The sequence below is a fragment of the Streptomyces sp. NPDC020681 genome, assembly GCF_044334895.1.
In the GTDB taxonomy this organism is placed as follows: domain Bacteria; phylum Actinomycetota; class Actinomycetes; order Streptomycetales; family Streptomycetaceae; genus Streptomyces.
On the sequence record NZ_JBIRTX010000002.1, the window covers coordinates 436,635 to 454,858 of the forward strand.

The 18,224-nt window shown below is 69.5% G+C and carries 18 protein-coding genes and 1 tRNA gene; 12 read left to right on the forward strand and 7 right to left on the reverse strand.

Annotation, left to right across the window (positions count from 1 at the left end):
* Positions 1–80 precede the first annotated feature (80 nt).
* From paaA to ACH4YL_RS05590, 6 genes are all read left to right on the forward strand, one after another.
* Positions 81–1,046, forward strand: a complete 966-nt coding sequence (paaA, locus tag ACH4YL_RS05565) for a 1,2-phenylacetyl-CoA epoxidase subunit PaaA (protein WP_398505112.1) — start codon at positions 81–83, stop codon at positions 1,044–1,046.
* Positions 1,043–1,333 (forward strand): 1,2-phenylacetyl-CoA epoxidase subunit PaaB, encoded by a 291-nt coding sequence (paaB, locus tag ACH4YL_RS05570; protein ID WP_398505113.1) that lies wholly within the window; start codon positions 1,043–1,045, stop codon positions 1,331–1,333. The genes paaA and paaB overlap by 4 nt, the downstream gene beginning before the upstream one ends.
* Positions 1,330–2,046, forward strand: coding sequence for a 1,2-phenylacetyl-CoA epoxidase subunit PaaC (paaC, locus tag ACH4YL_RS05575; protein ID WP_398505114.1), 717 nt, complete (start codon positions 1,330–1,332; stop codon positions 2,044–2,046). Before paaB ends, paaC begins: the two co-directional genes overlap by 4 nt.
* Positions 2,040–2,552 (forward strand): 1,2-phenylacetyl-CoA epoxidase subunit PaaD, encoded by a 513-nt coding sequence (gene paaD / locus ACH4YL_RS05580; RefSeq protein ID WP_398505116.1) that lies wholly within the window; start codon positions 2,040–2,042, stop codon positions 2,550–2,552. The genes paaC and paaD overlap by 7 nt, the downstream gene beginning before the upstream one ends.
* On the forward strand, positions 2,553–3,602 hold the full coding sequence (locus ACH4YL_RS05585; protein WP_398505118.1) for a 2Fe-2S iron-sulfur cluster-binding protein: 1,050 nt from the start codon (positions 2,553–2,555) through the stop codon (positions 3,600–3,602). It begins immediately after the preceding gene.
* A gap of 214 nt (positions 3,603–3,816) precedes the next feature.
* Positions 3,817–4,974 carry an acyl-CoA dehydrogenase family protein gene (locus ACH4YL_RS05590; RefSeq protein ID WP_398505120.1) on the forward strand — a complete coding sequence of 386 codons (1,158 nt, stop codon included), beginning with the start codon at positions 3,817–3,819 and terminating at the stop codon, positions 4,972–4,974.
* Positions 4,975–4,999: 25 nt separating this feature from the next.
* Here ACH4YL_RS05590 and ACH4YL_RS05595 read toward each other — a convergent pair whose 3' ends face one another.
* From ACH4YL_RS05595 to ACH4YL_RS05610, 4 genes are all read right to left on the reverse strand, one after another.
* Positions 5,000–5,344 (reverse strand): rhodanese-like domain-containing protein, encoded by a 345-nt coding sequence (locus tag ACH4YL_RS05595; RefSeq protein WP_398505122.1) that lies wholly within the window; start codon positions 5,342–5,344, stop codon positions 5,000–5,002.
* 63 nt (positions 5,345–5,407) lie between these two features.
* Positions 5,408–6,241, reverse strand: coding sequence for a hypothetical protein (locus ACH4YL_RS05600; protein WP_398505123.1), 834 nt, complete (start codon positions 6,239–6,241; stop codon positions 5,408–5,410).
* A 33-nt stretch (positions 6,242–6,274) separates the two neighbouring features.
* Positions 6,275–7,804, reverse strand: coding sequence for a DUF2252 domain-containing protein (locus tag ACH4YL_RS05605; protein ID WP_398505124.1), 1,530 nt, complete (start codon positions 7,802–7,804; stop codon positions 6,275–6,277).
* Between the two features lie 140 nt (positions 7,805–7,944).
* Positions 7,945–8,295, reverse strand: coding sequence for a winged helix-turn-helix transcriptional regulator (locus ACH4YL_RS05610; RefSeq protein ID WP_398505126.1), 351 nt, complete (start codon positions 8,293–8,295; stop codon positions 7,945–7,947).
* 145 nt (positions 8,296–8,440) lie between these two features.
* Here ACH4YL_RS05610 and ACH4YL_RS05615 point away from each other — a divergent pair, with 145 nt between their 5' ends.
* Positions 8,441–9,052, forward strand: a complete 612-nt coding sequence (locus ACH4YL_RS05615; protein ID WP_398505127.1) for an FMN-dependent NADH-azoreductase — start codon at positions 8,441–8,443, stop codon at positions 9,050–9,052.
* Between the two features lie 199 nt (positions 9,053–9,251).
* Here ACH4YL_RS05615 and ACH4YL_RS05620 read toward each other — a convergent pair whose 3' ends face one another.
* The 3 genes from ACH4YL_RS05620 to ACH4YL_RS05630 form a co-directional block, all read right to left on the reverse strand.
* Positions 9,252–9,923 carry a response regulator gene (locus ACH4YL_RS05620; protein ID WP_398505128.1) on the reverse strand — a complete coding sequence of 224 codons (672 nt, stop codon included), beginning with the start codon at positions 9,921–9,923 and terminating at the stop codon, positions 9,252–9,254.
* A gap of 36 nt (positions 9,924–9,959) precedes the next feature.
* Positions 9,960–11,672 (reverse strand): sensor histidine kinase, encoded by a 1,713-nt coding sequence (locus ACH4YL_RS05625; protein WP_398505129.1) that lies wholly within the window; start codon positions 11,670–11,672, stop codon positions 9,960–9,962.
* Between the two features lie 167 nt (positions 11,673–11,839).
* Positions 11,840–11,923 (reverse strand) — tRNA-Leu (locus ACH4YL_RS05630).
* A gap of 320 nt (positions 11,924–12,243) precedes the next feature.
* Between ACH4YL_RS05630 and ACH4YL_RS05635 the strand changes: the two genes are divergently transcribed.
* The 5 genes from ACH4YL_RS05635 (at position 12,244) to ACH4YL_RS05655 (ending at position 18,136) form a co-directional block, all read left to right on the forward strand.
* A complete protein-coding gene (locus tag ACH4YL_RS05635; protein ID WP_398505130.1) occupies positions 12,244–13,095 on the forward strand; it encodes an FhaA domain-containing protein in 852 nt (283 codons plus the stop codon).
* Positions 13,096–13,105: 10 nt separating this feature from the next.
* A complete protein-coding gene (locus ACH4YL_RS05640) occupies positions 13,106–13,618 on the forward strand; it encodes an FHA domain-containing protein (protein WP_398505132.1) in 513 nt (170 codons plus the stop codon).
* Between the two features lie 129 nt (positions 13,619–13,747).
* Positions 13,748–15,244 carry a Stp1/IreP family PP2C-type Ser/Thr phosphatase gene (locus tag ACH4YL_RS05645; protein ID WP_398505133.1) on the forward strand — a complete coding sequence of 499 codons (1,497 nt, stop codon included), beginning with the start codon at positions 13,748–13,750 and terminating at the stop codon, positions 15,242–15,244.
* Between the two features lie 25 nt (positions 15,245–15,269).
* Complete coding sequence (locus ACH4YL_RS05650; RefSeq protein ID WP_398505135.1) at positions 15,270–16,679, forward strand: FtsW/RodA/SpoVE family cell cycle protein; 1,410 nt, start codon at positions 15,270–15,272, stop codon at positions 16,677–16,679.
* Positions 16,676–18,136, forward strand: a complete 1,461-nt coding sequence (locus tag ACH4YL_RS05655) for a peptidoglycan D,D-transpeptidase FtsI family protein (protein WP_398505137.1) — start codon at positions 16,676–16,678, stop codon at positions 18,134–18,136. Before ACH4YL_RS05650 ends, ACH4YL_RS05655 begins: the two co-directional genes overlap by 4 nt.
* The last annotated feature ends 88 nt before the right edge of the window (positions 18,137–18,224 follow it).

The window sequence follows — 18,224 nt, forward strand, 5'->3', positions numbered from 1 at the left end:
TCCACAGGGTTGACACCTTAAGGGCCCTCGACTCACCATTGAAGTCCATGAACCGAACGATCGGTCGGTAGGGGGCCCGGATGACGGCAGTGACTGCGGATACGTACGAGGCGGTTTTCGACGCCGCCGTAGCCGCCGACGAGCGCATCGAGCCACGCGACTGGATGCCTGACGCCTACCGCGCGACGTTGGTCCGGCAGATGGCGCAGCACGCCCACTCCGAGATCATCGGCATGCAGCCCGAGGCGAACTGGATCACGCGCGCGCCGTCGCTGCGGCGCAAGGCGATCCTGATGGCCAAGGTGCAGGACGAGGCCGGCCACGGCCTGTATCTGTACAGCGCCGCCGAGACCCTGGGCACCAGCCGCGACGAGCTGCTCGACAAGCTCCACGCGGGCCGCCAGAGGTACTCGTCGATCTTCAACTACCCGACGCTGACCTGGGCCGATGTCGGCGCGATCGGCTGGCTGGTGGACGGCGCGGCGATCACCAACCAGGTGCCGCTGTGCCGCTGCTCCTACGGTCCCTACGCCCGCGCGATGGTCCGGATCTGCAAGGAGGAGTCCTTCCACCAGCGCCAGGGCTACGAGCTGCTGCTCACGCTCTCGCGCGGCACGGCCGCCCAGCACGAGATGGCGCAGGACGCGGTGAACCGCTGGTGGTGGCCGTCGCTGATGATGTTCGGCCCGCCCGACGACGAGTCGTCCCATTCGGTGCAGTCCATGGCCTGGAAGATCAAGCGGCATTCGAACGACGAGCTGCGTCAGCGCTTCGTCGACATCTGCGTCCCGCAGGCCGAGGCCCTCGGCCTCACACTCCCCGACCGCGATCTGCGGTGGAACGAGGAGCGGGGTCACCACGACTTCGGCGCGATCGACTGGGCGGAGTTCCAGGAGGTCCTCAAGGGCAACGGCCCGTGCAACGAGCAGCGGCTCACACAGCGCCGTAAGGCACACGAAGAGGGCGCCTGGGTCCGCGAAGCGGCTTCGGCATACGCCGAAAAGCGCCAGGCACAGCACGCGAAGCCCGGGGAGGCGACGGCATGAGCAGCTCGACCAACTGGCCGCTGTGGGAGGTCTTCGTGCGCTCGCGCCGTGGACTGTCGCACACGCACGCGGGCAGCCTGCACGCCCCGGACGCGGAGATGGCGCTGCGCAATGCCCGCGATCTCTACACCCGGCGGAACGAAGGCGTGTCCATCTGGGTGGTGCCCTCCACGGCGATCACCGCGTCCTCGCCGGACGAGAAGGACCCGTTCTTCGAGCCCTCAGCCGACAAGCCCTACCGGCACCCGACCTTCTACGAGATCCCGGACGGGGTGAAGCACCTGTGACCACCACGGTGAATGCCGCGGCGCTCGCCCTCGGCGACGACGCGCTGGTGCTCTCCCACCGGCTGGGGGAGTGGGCGGGTCATGCGCCCGTTCTGGAGGAGGACGTCGCTCTCGCCAATATCGCGCTGGATCTGCTGGGCCAGGCGCGCGTGCTGCTCTCACTCGTCGGCGACGAGGACGAGCTGGCGTATCTGCGCGAAGAGCGCGAGTTCTGCAATCTCCAGCTGGTCGAGCAGCCGAACGGCGACTTCGCGCACACCATCGTCCGCCAGCTCTACTTCTCCGTCTACCAGCGGCTGCTGTACGGGCAGTTGGCGACCGGCGACAGCGAGTTCGCCGGGCTCGCGGCAAAGGCGGTCAAGGAGGTCGCCTACCACCAGGACCACGCCGAGCACTGGACCGACCGCCTCGGCGACGGCACCGCCGAGAGCCATCAGCGGATGCAGCGGGCGTGCGACGCGCTGTGGCGGTTCACCGGTGAGATGTTCCAGCCGGTCGAAGGGCTGGACATCGACTGGCAGGCGCTGGAAGCCGGCTGGCTGGAGACCGTCACCGCCGTGCTGGTGCGCGCGACGCTGACCGTGCCCGAAGGGCCTCGGTCCGGCGGCTGGGCGGCGGGCGCGGGTCGCCAGGGACTGCACACGGAGTCGTTCGGGCGGATGCTGGCGGAGATGCAGCATCTGCACCGCAGCCACCCGGGGGCGTCATGGTGACCGACACGCGCCTCACCGGCGAGACACGGCTGGAGGCGGAGCTGCGCAAGCTGGCCGGCTCCGTGCCCGACCCGGAGCTGCCCGTTCTGACGCTGGAGGAGCTCGGTGTGCTCCGCGGGGTACAGGTCCTCGGCCCGGGCAGGGTCGAGGTGGAGCTGACGCCGACCTACACAGGCTGCCCGGCGATCGAAACGATGACCTCCGACATCGAGCAGGTGCTGCACGACCACGGGATACCGGAGGTCTCGGTCGTGAAGGTCCTCGCGCCGGCCTGGTCGACCGACGACATCAGTGCGGAAGGTCGGCGCAAGCTCGCCGAGTTCGGCATTGCGCCGCCGCGCGCGCACGCCGCGGAGGGCCCGGTGGCGCTCACGCTCTCCGTGCGCTGCCCGAACTGTGGCTCCACCGACACCGAGATGCTGAGCCGGTTCTCCTCCACCGCCTGCAAGGCGCTGCGCCGCTGCGTCAGCTGCCGCGAACCCTTCGACCACTTCAAGGAGTTGTAGATGTTCCATCCGCTCCGGGTCAGCGAGGTCGAACAGCTCACGGACGACTCGGTGGCCGTCACCCTCCAGGTGCCGCCCGAGCTCCGGGAGGCCTTCCGCCACACACCCGGCCAGCACCTGGCGCTTCGCCGACTGGTGCAGGGCGAGGAGATCCGCCGTACGTACTCGATCTGCGCTCCGGCCGCTCCGGCAGGCGCCGATCCGGTCCTGCGCGTGGGCATCCGGCAGGTCGACGGCGGCGAGTTCTCGACGTATGCGCTCAAGGAGCTCGCCGTCGGCGACATCGTCGAAGTGATGCCTCCGATGGGCCGGTTCCTCCTCGATCCGCGGCCCGGCTACTTCGCGGCGATCGTCGGCGGCAGCGGCATCACGCCAGTGCTGTCGATGGCTGCGACGCTGCTGGCGCGGGAGCCGGAGGCCCGGTTCTGCCTGATCCGCAGCGACCGCACCGTGGCCTCGACGATGTTCCTGGACGAGGTCGCCGACCTCAAGGACCGCTTCCCGGAGCGCTTTCAGCTGGTCACAACACTCTCCCGGGAGGAGCAGGCGGCAGGTCTGCCGTCCGGGCGGCTCGACGGGGACCGGCTGACCGAGCTGCTGCCGGCTCTGCTCCCGGTGGCGGACGTGGACGGCTGGTACCTCTGCGGCCCCTTCGGCCTGGTCCAGGGCGCGGAGCGGGCGCTGCGCGGCCTCGGCGTCAGTCGGAGCCATATCCACCAGGAGATCTTCCACGTCGATGACGCACCGGCCCCGGCGCCGGTGGCCGCGCCGTCTCATGCGGAGCTGACGGCGACGCTGGACGGCCGGTCGGGCAAGTGGCCGGTGCAGGAAGGGGAGTCGCTGCTCGAGACGGTGCTGCGGAGCCGCGCGGACGCTCCGTATGCGTGCAAGGGCGGGGTCTGTGGGACCTGCCGCGCCTTCCTGGTCTCCGGCGAGGTGCGCATGGACCGCAACTTCGCGCTGGAGCCCGAGGAGACCGAGGCGGGCTATGTGCTGGCCTGCCAGTCCCATCCGGCAACGCCCGAAGTGGAGCTGGACTTCGACCGCTGACCCCGTTCACCCGGTGCCGCGTCCACTTCCAGGGGCCGCGCTCCTTTCCAGGGCGGCGTACCCGTCCAAGGGCTGTGTTCGCTTCCAGGGCTGTGTTCATTTTCAGGAACGTGTTCTATCTTGGCGGTCTCGATGGGCTTGACGGTCCGTCAGATACACGGGGACACAGCCCGGACAGCGTTCTTGCGGCATCGGCGCGTGGGAGGACAAGCCAGTGGACTTCACCTTCACCGAGGAGCAGCAGGCGGCCGTCGAGGCTGCGAAGGCCGTCTTCTCCGGCGTCGCGCCGGACGGTGTGCCGAGCCCCGCGCTCACACCGGGCGCGGTGGCCGAGGAGTTCGACCGGCCGCTGTGGGCCAAGCTCGCTGACTCCGATCTGCTGAGCCTGGTGCTCTCGCCGGAGCGCGGCGGTGCCGGCCTCGACGCCATCGCGCTCTGCCTGGTGCTCCGCGAATCCGCCAAGGTGCTGGCCCGCGTGCCGCTGCTGGAGACCAGCGCGGTCGCGATGGCCGTGGAGCGTTATGGCGACGCCGAGTTGAGCGACGAGATTCTTCCGCGGGTCGGCCGCGGCGAGCTGGTGCTCACCGTCGGTGCCAACGGCCGAACCGGTCATGATCCCGCCGAGCTCGCTGTTTCGGCGCGCCCCGACACCGACCGCGGCGAGGGCTGGCTGCTCGACGGCGTGCAGACGGGCGTGCCCTGGGCCCACTCCGCGGACCTGATCGCCGTGCCCGCGCACACGGATGACGGCCGCGCCACGCTGGCACTGATCGCCCGCGACCGCGAAGGTCTTTCCTTCGCCGAGCAGATCTCCACCAGCGGTGAGCGGTTCGCCGAAGTCAGCCTGGATTCCGTACGGATCGACAGCCGCGAACTGATCGACGCCGAAGGCGCCTGGGAGTGGCTGCGTCAGCTCCTGGCCACCGGGACATGCGCGCTGGCGCTCGGTCTCGGCGAGGGCGTGCTCACGATGACCAGCGAATACACGGGCAAGCGCGAGCAGTTCGGATTCCCGGTCGCCACGTTCCAGGCCGTTGCCGTCCAGACAGCAGACCGCTTTATCGATCTGCGGGCGATGGAGGCGACGCTGTGGCAGGCGGCCTGGCGGCTGACTCCGGCGCGGGGGAGCGCGGGACTCGGCGGACCGTTGCCGGTGGCCGGGGATGTCGCCGTGGCGAAGATCTGGGCCTCGGAGGGCGTTCGCCGCGTCGTCCAGACCGCCCAGCATCTGCACGGCGGCTTCGGCGCCGACACGGACTACCCGCTGCACCGCTATCACGCCTGGGCCAAGCAGCTTGAACTCTCACTCGGCCCGGCCGCGGCCCACGAGGAAGCTCTGGGCGACCTGCTGGCCGCCCACCCTCTGGGCTAGCGCCTGCCGGACAAAGGCCCCTGGCTCACAGGACGAAGGCCGGGGTGCCGTTGTCCGTGACCATCGGGCGGCCGGCACCGTCCCACGCCTGCATGCCGCCGTCGACATTCACCGCGTCGATGCCCTGCTGCACCAGGTACTGGGTGACCTGCGCGGACCGGCCGCCGACCCGGCACATCACATAGGCCCGGCGTCCCTCGGCCACCGCCTCGGTCACCTCGCCGAACCTGGCCACGAAGTCGCTCATCGGCACGTGCAGCGCGCCCTCGACATGTCCGGCCGCCCACTCGTCGCTCTCACGAACGTCCAGCACCAGACCGTCGGACGGCACCTCCGCGACGTCCACCGAGGGGAGCGGGGCGAAATTCATGGGTCATGCCTTCTCTCGTACCTACGCGGCAGGGCTGCCGGGTTCCGGAGAACCCCGGAAAACCTACTGCACCAGACCGGACAGTTCCTTCTCGCGTTCGGCGACCTGGGCCAGCAGCTGCTCGGCGATCTCCTCCAGCAGCCGGTCCGGGTCCTCCGGAGCCATCCGCAGCATCGAGCCGATCGCGCTCTCCTCCAGCTCCTTCGCGACCGCGGTCAGGAGCTCCTTGCGCTGCGCCAGCCACTCGAGCCGGGCATAGAGCTCCTCACTCTCGCTGAGCGGCGGCTGCTCGGGCACGGGCCCGGCCTCCCACTCCGCGGCCAGCTCCCGCAGCAGCTCCGCGTCGCCCAGCCCGTACGCCGCGTTCACCCGCGTGATGAACTCCTCGCGCCGGGCCCGCTCCGTCTCCTCCTGTGCCAGGTCCGGATGGGCCTTGCGGGCGAGCTCGCGGTAGAGCTTGCGCGCCTCGTCGCTCGGCCGCACCCGCTTCGGCGCCCGGACAGGCTGCTCGTTGAGCATGGCGGCGGCCTCGGGGGAGAGGCCGTCGGAGTCCATCCAGTCGTGGAACAGCTCGTCGACACCTGGCATGGGCATCACGATGGCCCGCGCCTCCTGAGCCTTGCGCAGATCCTCCGGATCGCCGGTGCGGGCGGCCCGGGCCTCGGCGATCTGCGCGTCCAGCTCGTCCAGCCGCGCGTACATCGGGCCGAGCTTCTGGTGGTGGAGCCTGGAGAAGTTCTCCACCTCCACCCGGAACGTCTCCAGAGCGATCTCGAACTCGATCAGCGCCTGCTCGGCCGCGCGCACCGCCTTCTCCAGCCGGGCCTCCGGCCGCGGCTGCGCGTCCTGCTCTTCGTCGTTCCGGGTCGTTGGACTCCCGGGGGCATCCTGGGTCACTCGTCCAGCCTACGGGCGTGGCGGCGTGCCCTGTCACACCCCCAGCTCAGCGGCAATCCGCCCGCTCTTGATCGCCGCCAGCAGCTCCGCGTGATCCGCTTCCGTACGGTCCGCGTAGAGCATCGCGAAGCCGGCCACGGCCTCGTCCAGCTCTTCGCCCTTGCCGCAGTACCCGGCGATCAGCCGCGGATCGGCACTGTGCGCATGGGCCCGCGCCAGCAGCGCGCCGGTCATCCGCCCGTAGTCGTCCACCTGGTCGGGTGCGAGCGCGGCCGGATCGACGCTGCCCTTGCGGTTCCTGAACTGCCTTACCTGGAAAGGCCGTCCGTCGACCGTCGTCCAGCCCAGCAGGATGTCGCTGACGACCTGCATCCGCTTCTGGCCCATGACCACACGCCTGCCCTCGTGCACGACCTCGGGCACGGGGAATCCGGCGGCCGGGAGATACGGCAGCAGCGCCGACGGCCGCGCCTCCTTCACCTGAAGCACCAGCGCATCGCCGCGGTGGTCGAGCAGCAGCACCACATACGACCTGGTGCCGACGCTTCCGGTGCCGACCACACGGAACGCCACATCGTGGATCGCGTACCGCGCGAGCAGCGGCAGCCGGTCCTCCGACACCGTGCCCAGATAGTGCTCCAGCGACGATGCGACGGCGCGCGCCTCCGCGTCCGGCACGCGGCGCAGCACCGGGGGCGCGTCCACGAAGCGCCGTAGTTCGCCGCTGCCGTCGGTCACCGCCACCGTCGCCTTCGCGGCGAAGCGCGCACTGGTGTTGTTGCGGGCCTTCTCCGAGACCCGCTCCAGGGTGCCGAGAAGATCGCGCGCGTCCGTGTGGGAGACGAGCTCCTCGTCCGCGATGGCGTTCCAGGCGTCCATCGCGGGGAGCCCTGCCAGCAGGCGCATGGTGCGCCGGTAGGCGCCCACGGCGTCCAGCGCGGCTGCCCGGCACACGGTCTCGTCCGCGCCCGCCACCCGGCCGGCCAGCACCAGGGAGACAGCGAGCCGCTTGACGTCCCACTCCCAGGGGCCGACGACGGTCTCGTCGAAGTCGTTGAGGTCGATCACCAGGCGGCCGCGCGCGTCGCCGTACAGGCCGAAGTTCGCGGCGTGCGCGTCGCCGCAGATCTGCGCGCTCACACCCGTGGTCGGCGTGCCCACCAGGTCGTGGGCCATCAGCCCGGCCGAGCCACGCAGAAAGGCGAACGGCGAGGCGGCCATCCGGCCGACCCGTATCGGCGTCAGCTCCGGCACCCGGCCACGGCTGGACTCCTCCACGGCCTCGACCGCGTCGGGCCGGCCCACGGCCAGCATCAGCGAGTCGTGCGAGGACCGCGGTACCCGCTCCCGCAGCGCCTTGCCTTCCTGCTTCGGCGTACGCCCTGCAGCCGAAGAGCCCATCACGCCATGGCCATGGCGCCGTGCGAATCCGGGGACGTCCGGGATACGCACGCTCTGCGGGGACCCGCCTGCCGAACCGGTCACGGCCTCGCCCTCCGTCGTTGACGCGGAACTCCCGGACTCCGCCCGCTCCGCCGGCATCACCGTCTCAGCTTCGCTCATGACGTGCTGCCTCCCCCGTCGTCGTACATCCTCAACATCAACTGGCATCGACCGTACAGCCGCCGCCCGGCAGTCGTCTCCCCCTGTGGATAACGTGCAGCCGCTCTGCGGCCTGCGCTTTCGTACCGCTTCGTACCGCGCTAGCAGGAGTCCTTGGCGCCCGGCGCCAAATGCTGATCGGCCCAGAGCGCCAGCTCCTTGAGCGCGGGCTCCATCGCGGTCCCGGCCGCGGTCAGCCGGTACGAGACCCGCAGCGGCGGCCCTTCGTCGACCTCGCGGACGACGAGCCCGGCCGCACCCAGCTCGGTGAGGCGGTCCGAGAGCATGCGCTCGCTGATGCCCGGGATGGCCCGCCGCAGCTCGGCGAAGTGGACGGCGCGCTGCTGCAGCACGGAGACGATCAGGCCGGTCCAGCGCTTGCCGAGCAGCTCGAAGACGCGCGTGATGCCCACGTCGACCTTCTTGCACGCCTCTTCACTGTGTTCCGCCATGGCTTCAGAGTACTGCGCCGAAGGCAGGGACTTACAAAAGATTAGTGACTGTGCTATCCATAGGTGCATACGGAACTTCAGTTCCGAACGAATCCCCCGAGTCCAGTCCCCTGCATAACCCGGCATCATCCCTATGGAGAACCTCATGGCCACGCTGCTGCACCTCGACTCCGCCGTCTTCCCCCAGGGGTCGGCGTCCCGCGATGTCACCGCCGCCTTCGTCCAGGCCTGGCGGGAGCAGCACCCGGAGGGCGAGGTCGTCTACCGCGACCTTGCCGCCGCTCCGCTGCCCCACCTGGACATCGCCGCCGTCTCTGCCGGCGCGGATGACGCGCTGCGCGCCGAGCTCGCAGCCGAGCTGCAAGCGGCGGACGCCGTGCTGATCGGCGCTCCGATGTACAACTTCACGATCTCGTCCACCCTGAAGGCATGGCTCGACCAGGTGATCATCGTCGGCCACAACGCGAGCCCCGACGGCCCGGTGGCGGGCACCCCGGTCACCGTCGTCGCCAGCCGCGGCGGCTCCTACGCTCCCGGTACGCCGCGTGAGGACTTCGAATTCGTCCAGAACTACCTGGAGAAGGTGCTCACCGGCATGCTCGGTGCCGAGGTCGACTTCATCGTCCCGGAGCTGACCCTGGCTCACGTCAAGGAAGAGATGGCGGAGCTGATCCCGCTGGCCGAGGCATCGCGCGCCAAGGCCCTGGACGAGGCTGCCGAGAAGGCCAAGGCCCTCGCCGCCCGTCTCGTGGCCTGATCGCCCGCACCCGGCGCAGCGCACGCACCGCACGCCACACGCGCTCCCCGCGCACCGTGCGTCCCGCGCACCACATGTGAACGCCCGCAGCGGGTCCACCCCTGCGGGCGTTTCACGTGAAACAGGCAACGCGGATGTTCCACGTGAAACGTGGAGCGCGGGGCTCGCCGCTCAGTACCTGCTGCTCAGTACCCGCTCCTCAGTACCCGCTGCCCAGCCCCGCGTCGCGCGCCAGCAGCGCCGCCTGCACCCGGTTCTCGCACTCCAGCTTCGCCAGGATCCGGCTCACATACGTCTTCACCGTCGCCTCGCTCATATGCAGCCGCCGCCCGGCGTCCGCATTGGAAAGCCCCTCGCCGAGCAGCGACAGCACCTCCCGCTCGCGCGCGCTCAGCCCGGCCACCCGGACCCGTGCCTCCTCGCTGCGGGTCGCCGCCCGCCCCGTGGCCAGCTGGTCCACCACATGCCGAGTGGCCCCGGGAGAGAGATAGGCGTCTCCGGCGGCCGCGGCCCGTACCGCCCCGATGAGCTCCGCGGGCGCGGTGTCCTTCAGCAGAAAGCCCGCGCCGCCGGACTCCAACGTCCGCAGCACGTTCTCCCGTTCACCGAAGGTCGTCAGCACGATCACCCGCGCCTCCGGGACCGCCCGCCGCAGCTCCCCCATCGCCGTGAGTCCGTCCATGACCGGCATCTGAATGTCGAGGAGCACCACATCGGCGCTGTGCGCCCGCGCCAGGTCGACGGCCTCGCGCCCGTTCGCCGCCTCCGCCACGACCTCGATCTCGCGGTCAGAGGTGAGGATCATCCGGATCCCGGCCCTGATCAGCGGCTCGTCATCGGCGATGACGACCCGGATCCGCGACCCCGTCACTTGAAACCCCCCACGCCTACGCGGCTTCCTGCCTGGCTAGCGACTGACCTCGTACGACTTCTTCTCGATCAGCTTGCCGTCCTTGAAGCAGAACCGGAACACCGGCTCGGTCTCGATGTTCTCCCCCACCTCCGAGGACATCAGCACCAGACAGTCCGAGCCCTCGGGCTCCTTCGGTCCCTTCCCGCCCAGCCCGGTCGTGGAGATCGTGTCCCCGCTGGGAAGCCGGTCGCGTACCTCGCTCTCCGCGTCACCGACCTGCACCATGTCGTACTCGCCCGGGTCGATCATTCCTTCCTCTATCGACCCCACCACGAAGAACAGTCCGAAGATGCCCACGGCCCCCAGCACCAGCGCCGCCGCCACGGCTATCCCACAGCCCAGCGCGACACCGCTGCCCTTGCTCCGGCCCTGCTGTCCGTCCATCGCCATGGCCCCCACCGCCAACTCCCGCTCCGTAACGCTCCAGTTCATGACCGGAACACCGTCCGCGTAAGTGGCCTGCGGCGACTGCTGGCGGAAGTCGTCCTCCGCGGCGACGAAAGGCGCTGCCTCCACCACTCCGTACGGCAGCACTCCCGCCACCCGAAAGCCCCCGTCGTCCGCCGGCCCGGCATGCACGATCCCGCCGACCAGTCGCGCGCGCTCCCGCAGCCCGGTCAGCCCCTGCCCGCCGCTGACCACCTCGCCGGGTGCCGGAGCCGCCCCGGGACCGCTGACGATCTCGACGACGAAGGAGTCCGGCTCGTACCGCAGCTCCACATCGATCGGAACCCCGGGAGCGTGCTTGTACGCATTGGTCAGCGACTCCTGGACGATGCGGTACGCCGCGTGGTCGGCCGCCGCGGCGAGCGGCCGCGCCTCGCCCGTGCACCGCAGTTCCACCTCGTTGCCCGCGGCCCGCGCCGCCGCCACGAGACCCGTGATCCCGGCCGTACCGCGCGCCGCCCGCCCCGACTCGTCCACCGGGGCCGGTGCCTCGACCCCGTCCCGCAGAATCCCGACGACCTCCCGCAACTCGTGCATCGCGGTCACCGACGCGCTCCGCAGCACCCCGACCGCCTCCCGCTGCCGGTCCGTCAGCTCGGGATCGACCTCCAGCGCACCGGTGTGCACGGAGATCAGCGCCAGCTGGTGTCCGAGGCTGTCGTGCATGTCCTGGGCTATCCGCTGCCGTTCACGCAGCCGCGTCTGTCCCTCGATCATCACGCGCTCCCGCAGCAGCTGTGCGTTGCGCTCCTGCAGCGCATGCAGCAGCGTCCGGCGCTGCGTCCAGTACCGGCTGGCCAGACCCGGCACGACCGTCGCCGCCAGGAAGTACAGAGTGGCGAGCAGCACCAGCGTCAGCGGCCGCTCCTCGGACCAGGTGTCCACGAGCATGGAGGTGACGAAGAGGGCGTACGCCACGGTGAAGGCCGTCAGCGCACGGCCGGCGCCGACAATCCTGCGCCCCGCCGACCAACCGACGACCATCAGCACCGGCGCGAAGCCGGTCGTGAGGGGCGCGAGCACGCCCGTGAGCACCAGCACAGGTGTGGGCATCCGCCGCCGCAGGAACGAGAGCAGCGCCGCAGCGGCCCCCACGAAGAACAGCCGGGGCCCGGCACCCCCCGTCAGCTCCTCGGTACCGGCCGCCATGAGGCCCAGCACCAGCGCAAGAACCACTTCGGCGGCGGTCCTCTTGCGCGACCACAGCTCAGGTGCCGCCAGCCACGCCCACCCGGCCCGGATCTTCATTGACGCGTTCACGCCCGAACCCTAGACAGTCGGCCGCCGCGCCCGCGGCCGACTTTCGTCGCGCCGGAAAGCGACGAACGTCGCACAGTCGCATATCCCACACTCCAGCGACCCGTCCGAGTGCATCCGGGCAACGCAGAAGCCCCGTAGGTCGATGACCTACGGGGCTTCCGATCTTGTGCGCGAGGGGGGAGTTGAACCCCCACGCCCTTTCGGGCACTGGAACCTGAATCCAGCGCGTCTGCCTATTCCGCCACCCGCGCATTGGGTGCTGCCGCCTGCCGTTTCCCACCTGATTCGGTGCGTCCGCCTGGCGACATCCAGAAGATTAGCACGCTGCACACGGTGGATTCACATCCGTTTGTTTGCCGAACCGGACCCTGGAACAGGGAACCGATGGAGGTCCGGCCCCACTCCTCCTCGGCGCACGCCGGGTGCGGGACACTGTCAGGAGGCCGCCTCTACGATCCGTGTGAGAGGTGACACTCATCGACGGGGCAGACAAGGGGAACCAGCCGATTTCCCGACGCGTGGATACGATCAGTAAGCAGTACCAGGACGGCAAGCACGGAGGAGGTGCCTCATGGGAGTCCTGAAGAAGTTCGAGCAGCGACTCGAAGGTCTGGTCAACGGCACCTTCGCCAAGGTGTTCAAGTCCGAGGTCCAGCCTGTCGAGATCGCCGGCGCCCTCCAGCGCGAGTGCGACAACAACGCGACGATCTGGAACCGCGAGCGGACTGTCGTCCCCAATGATTTCATCGTCGAGCTCAGCGCGCCCGATTTCGAGCGCCTGAGCCCGTACTCCGGCCAGCTCGGCGACGAGCTCGCCGGCCTGGTGCGCGACTACGCCAAGCAGCAGCGCTACACCTTCATGGGCCCCATCAAGGTCCATCTGGAGAAGGCGGACGACCTCGACACCGGTCTGTACCGGGTGCGCAGCCGCACCCTCGCGTCGAGTACGTCACAGTCGCCCGAGCGGGCTCCTGCAGGCCCCGGTCCCGCGGGCCCGGCCGCCGCACGCGGCGGGTACGGCTATCCGCCCGTCGGCGCTCCTCCCATGCCGGCCGCGCCGCCTCCGGGCGCCGGCCGCCCCGGTCCCGCGCCCGTCGCGGACCGCCGCACGGCACCGGGCCCCGGCCCGCTGCCGGGCACCCAAGTACGACGCTGGATCGAGATCAACGGCACCCGCCATCAGATCTCCCGCCCGACGCTGGTGCTGGGTCGCAGCACCGACGCCGATGTGCGGATCGACGACCCCGGCGTATCGCGCCGGCACTGTGAGATCCGGACCGGAACGCCCTCGACGATCCAGGATCTCGGGTCTACCAACGGCATCGTGGTAGACGGGCAGCACACCACCCGCGCTACGCTCCGCGACGGCTCGCGGATCGTCGTGGGCAGCACCACCATCGTTTACCGGCAAGCCGAAGGGTGAAGCGGGGGCAATGTCAGAGCTGACCCTGACGGTCATGCGGCTAGGTTTCCTGGCCGTTCTGTGGCTGTTCGTGATCGTGGCCGTCCAGGTCATCCGCAGCGATCTGTTCGGTACGCGGGTGACGCAGCGCGGCTCACGCCGCAATGCCGACGCGCGACCGCAACAGCCGCGCCAGTCCGCCGCGCCACCGCAGCAGCGGCAGCAGACGAACAACCGCCAGCGGCGCGGTGCGCCCACCAAACTGGTCGTCTCCGAAGGCACCCTCACGGGCACCACGGTGGCCCTGCAGGGCCAGACCATCACGCTGGGCCGGGCGCACGATTCAACGATCGTGCTGGACGACGACTACGCGTCCAGCAGGCATGCCAGGATCTACCCCGACCGTGACGGCCAGTGGATCGTCGAGGATCTCGGGTCCACCAACGGCACGTATCTCGACCGGACCCGACTCACCACACCGACGCCGATTCCGCTGGGCGCGCCGATCCGCATCGGCAAGACCGTCATCGAGCTGCGGAAGTAGTACGACAATGAGCGAGCGGAGCGAGCGAGCCGCAGCGGTCCCGACAGCGGACCGGGACGGGCTCCCGACCGGAGGGTGGGCAGTGTGGCTCGAGACCGGCTGTACCCCGATCCGACCGGCGAGGTGCGCATGAGTCTGTCTCTGCGCTTCGCCGCCGGATCGCACAAGGGCATGATCCGGGAGGGCAACGAGGACTCCGGCTACGCCGGCCCGCGCCTGCTGGCCATCGCCGACGGCATGGGCGGCCAGGCCGCCGGCGAGGTCGCCTCCTCGGAGGTCATCTCGACGCTCGTCACGCTCGACGACGACGTGCCCGGCTCGGACATCCTCACCTCGCTCGGTACGGCCGTGCAGCGCGCCAATGAGCAGCTCCGGCTGATGGTCGAGGAGGACCCGCAGCTCGAAGGCATGGGCACCACGCTCACCGCCCTGCTGTGGACCGGCCAGCGCCTCGGCCTCGTGCACGTCGGTGACTCCCGCGCCTATCTGCTGCGCGACGGCGTGCTGACGCAGATCACGCAGGACCACACCTGGGTGCAGCGCCTCGTCGACGAGGGCCGGATCACCGAGGAAGAGGCCACCACCCACCCGCAGCGCTCCCTGCTGATGCGCGCGCTGGGCAGCGGCGACCATGTCGAGCCCGATCTCTCCATCCGCGAGGTCCGGGCCGGCGACCGCTATCTGATCTGCTCCGACGGCCTGTCCGGCGTCGTCTCCCACCAGACGATGGAGGAGACGCTCGCCAGCTACCAGGGCCCGCAGGAGACCGTGCAGGACCTGATCCAGCTCGCGCTGCGCGGCGGCGGCCCCGACAACATCACCTGCATCGTCGCCGACGTCCTCGACACCGACTCCAACGACACCCTGGCCGGGCAGCTCAACGACACCCCGGTCGTCGTCGGCGCGGTCGCCGAGAACCAGCTCCAGCTGAACGACGGCGGCGCCATGCAGACCCCGGCGGGACGCGCGGCCGGCCTCGGCCGTCCCGTACCGCCGCAGCAGAACGGCAGCTTCGGCCCGCCCGGCAGCGGCGACGGGATGGGATACGGCGGAATGCCGCCCGAGGGCAGCTTCGGCGCGTACTCCGACGAGGACTTCATCAAGCCGCGCGGCGGCCGCCGCTGGCTCAAGCGGTCCTTCTACATCGTGCTCGCGCTGGCGGTCGTCGGCGGCGGTCTGTACGGCGGCTACCGCTGGACGCAGACCCAGTACTACGTCGGATCCAAGGGCGAGCACGTCGCGCTCTACCAGGGCATCAGCCAGGACCTGGCCTGGCTCTCGCTCTCGAAGGTGGAGAAGGACCACCCCGAGATCGAACTCAAGTACCTCCCGCCCTACCAGCGCAAGCAGGTCGAGGACACGATCACCCAGGACAGCCTCGGCAAGGCGCGCACGAAGGTCGACGAGCTCGCCGCGCAGGCGACGGCCTGCAAGAAGGAAGAGCAGCGCCGCGAGGCCGCCGACAATGCGAGCGCCCCGCCGCCCGGTGAGGGCGAGGCCGGTGGCACCACCGGCAAGCCGACCACCCAGAACGCCCAGACCAAGCCGACCGCAGCCACTCCCTCTCCGAGTCCCACCCTCTCGGAGGAGGAGCAGAAGCTGGCCTCGAACTGCGGAAAGCAGTAATCAGCCGTAGGGGGCCTTCTCCACCATGAGCGTTGTCACCAACACCACCACGATCGGCGCGATCGAAGCACCGAGCCGCCGCAACACCGAACTGGCGCTGCTCGCCTTCGCCGTCGTCATCCCGGTGTTCGCGTACATCAACGTGGGTCTCGCCCTCGACGGCGAGTTCCCCAGCGGCGTACTCGGCTACGGGCTCGGCATCGGTCTGCTCGCCGGCGTGGCCCATCTCGTGGTGCGCAAGTTCGCCAAGTACTCCGACCCGCTGCTGCTGCCCCTGGCGACCCTGCTCAACGGCCTTGGCCTGGTGCTCATCTGGCGTCTCGACCAGTCGCCCCGGCTGATCCAGCGCGCCGAGCGGCTGTTCGGCGCGTTCTCCCCCGACGCCCCCAAGCAGCTGCTGTACTCCGCGGTCGGGATCGCGCTCTTCGTGGCCGTACTGCTGATCCTCAAGGACCACCGGATCCTGCAGCGCTACACGTACATCTCGATGGCCGTGGCGCTGGTCCTGCTGATCCTGCCGATGTTCTTCCCAGCGGTGAACGGCGCGAAGATCTGGATCAGCCTCGGCCCCTTCTCCATCCAGCCCGGCGAGTTCGCGAAGATCATCATCGCGGTCTTCTTCTCCGGCTACCTGATGGTCAAGCGCGATGCGCTCGCGCTCGCCAGCCGCCGCGTCATGGGCCTGTACCTGCCGCGCGGCCGTGACCTCGGCCCGATCCTCGTGGTCTGGGCGATGTCCATCCTGATCCTGGTCTTCGAGACCGACCTCGGTACCTCGCTGCTGTTCTTCGGCCTCTTCGTGATCATGCTGTACGTCGCCACCGAGCGGACCAGCTGGATCGTCTTCGGTCTGCTGATGTCCGCGGTCGGCGCGGTCGGCGTCGCCACCTTCGAGCCGCACGTCCAGCAGCGCGTCGACTTCTGGCTCAACCCGTTCGCGGAATCGACCTGGCTGCAGAGCGAGCAGGTCGGCCAGGCGCTGATGTCCTTCGGCTCCGGCGGCACGCTCGGCACCGGCCTCGGCCAGGGCAACTCCGACCTGATCGGCTTCGCCGCCAACTCCGACTTCATCCTCTCCACCGTCGGCGAGGAGTTCGGCCTCGCCGGCATGATGGCGTTCCTGCTGATCTACGGCCTGATCGTGGAGCGCGGCGTACGCACCGCACTCGCCGCCCGCGACCCGTTCGGCAAGCTCCTCGCGATCGGCCTCTCCGGCGCCTTCGCCATCCAGGTCTTCGTGGTCGCCGGCGGTGTGATGGGCCTCATCCCGCTGACCGGTATGACGATGCCGTTCGTCGCGGCAGGCGGCTCGTCCGTGATCGCGAACTGGGCCCTGATCGCCATCCTGATCCGTATCAGCGACACCGCGCGCCGTCCCGCGCCGGCTCCCGCTCCGTCCCCCGACGCCGAAATGACCCAGGTGGTCCGACCGTGAACAAGCCCCTGCGCCGGATCGCGATCTTCTGCGGACTGCTCGTCCTCGCCCTGTTGGTGCGCACCAACTGGCTGCAGTACGTCGAGGCGGAAGAGCTCAACACGCACAAGAAGAACCGCCGCGTCCTGATCGAGCGCTACAGCAACGAGCGCGGCAACATCATCGTCGACGGCAAGCCCATCACCGGCTCGGTCGAGACCAACGACACCGACTTCACGTTCAAGCGCACCTACGTCAACGGGCCCATGTGGGCGCCGGTGACCGGGTACGCCTCGCAGGCCTTCGACGCCAACCAGATCGAGAAGCTCGAGGACGGCATCCTCACGGGCAACTCGGACCAGCTCTTCTTCGACCGCACGATGGCGATGTTCACCGGCGACAAGAAGAAGGGCGGCAACGTCGTCACGACCCTCAGCGGCGCCGCGCAGACGGCCGCCTACAAGGGCCTCGGCTCCAAGAAGGGCGCGGTCGCGGCCATCGACCCGCAGACCGGCAAGATCCTCGCGCTGGCCTCGACGCCTTCGTACGACCCCGCAACCTTCGCCGGCTACGGCGCCTCCGACGAGAAGGCGTGGAACGCGCTCGAGAAGGACAAGGACAAGCCGAAGCTGAACCGCGCGCTGCGCGAGGTCTATCCGCCCGGCTCGACCTTCAAGGTGGTCACGGCGGCCGCCGCGCTGGAGCACGGCATCGTCACGGACATCAACGCGGCGACGGACACTCCGGAGCCGTACACGCTTCCCAACACCACCACGAAGCTGCCCAACCACGCCGGCGGGTGCGAGAACGCCAGCCTGAACAATGCGCTCAAGGTCTCCTGCAACACCGTCTTCGCCAAGCTCGGTGACGAGGTCACCCGCGACAAGATGGTGGAGACGGCGCAGAAGTTCGGCTTCAACAACCCGGAGATCGACACCCCGGTCCGCGCGGCTGCCTCGGTCTACGACAAGGCGATGGACAAGCCCGGCAACGCGCTGTCCTCCATCGGCCAGTTCAACACCGCGACGACCCCGCTCCAGATGGCCATGGTCACCGCGGCGATCGCCAACGACGGCAAGCTGATGAAGCCGTACATGATCGACCAGCTGGAATCTCCCAACCTGGACGTCATCAGCAAGACCGAGCCGCAGGAGATGAGCCGCCCGGTCTCGCAGAAGAACGCGCAGCTCCTGCAGGAGATGATGGAGAACGTCGTCGAGAACGGCACCGGCGGCAACGCCAAGATCGACGGGGTCACGGTCGGCGGCAAGACCGGCACCGCCCAGCACGGCGAGAACAACAGCAAGAACCCGTACGCCTGGTTCATCTCGTACGCGAAGACCGACGACGGGTCGCCCGTCGCGGTCGCGGTCGTCGTCGAGGACAGCGAGGCCAAGCGCGACGACATCTCCGGCGGCGGCCTGGCCGCCCCGATTGCCAAGGCCGTGATGCAGGCGGTACTGGACAGCAAGAAGTGATGCGAGAAGTGACGCGGATCACGTCCGGCCCCCATACCTGCACATTGCGATACCGGTCGGGTATCAGGTGACGGTCACGGGCCGATCA

Coding starts and splice junctions, on each gene's coding strand:
- paaA (WP_398505112.1), top strand. CDS start 81: ATGACGGCAGTGACTGCGGATACGTACGAGGCGGTTTTCGACGCCGCC.
- paaB (WP_398505113.1), top strand. CDS start 1,043: ATGAGCAGCTCGACCAACTGGCCGCTGTGGGAGGTCTTCGTGCGCTCG.
- paaD (WP_398505116.1), top strand. CDS start 2,040: ATGGTGACCGACACGCGCCTCACCGGCGAGACACGGCTGGAGGCGGAG.
- ACH4YL_RS05585 (WP_398505118.1), top strand. CDS start 2,553: ATGTTCCATCCGCTCCGGGTCAGCGAGGTCGAACAGCTCACGGACGAC.
- ACH4YL_RS05595 (WP_398505122.1), bottom strand. CDS start 5,344: ATGAATTTCGCCCCGCTCCCCTCGGTGGACGTCGCGGAGGTGCCGTCC.
- ACH4YL_RS05605 (WP_398505124.1), bottom strand. CDS start 7,804: ATGAGCGAAGCTGAGACGGTGATGCCGGCGGAGCGGGCGGAGTCCGGG.
- ACH4YL_RS05610 (WP_398505126.1), bottom strand. CDS start 8,295: ATGGCGGAACACAGTGAAGAGGCGTGCAAGAAGGTCGACGTGGGCATC.
- ACH4YL_RS05615 (WP_398505127.1), top strand. CDS start 8,441: ATGGCCACGCTGCTGCACCTCGACTCCGCCGTCTTCCCCCAGGGGTCG.
- ACH4YL_RS05635 (WP_398505130.1), top strand. CDS start 12,244: ATGGGAGTCCTGAAGAAGTTCGAGCAGCGACTCGAAGGTCTGGTCAAC.
- ACH4YL_RS05640 (WP_398505132.1), top strand. CDS start 13,106: ATGTCAGAGCTGACCCTGACGGTCATGCGGCTAGGTTTCCTGGCCGTT.
- ACH4YL_RS05645 (WP_398505133.1), top strand. CDS start 13,748: ATGAGTCTGTCTCTGCGCTTCGCCGCCGGATCGCACAAGGGCATGATC.
- ACH4YL_RS05650 (WP_398505135.1), top strand. CDS start 15,270: ATGAGCGTTGTCACCAACACCACCACGATCGGCGCGATCGAAGCACCG.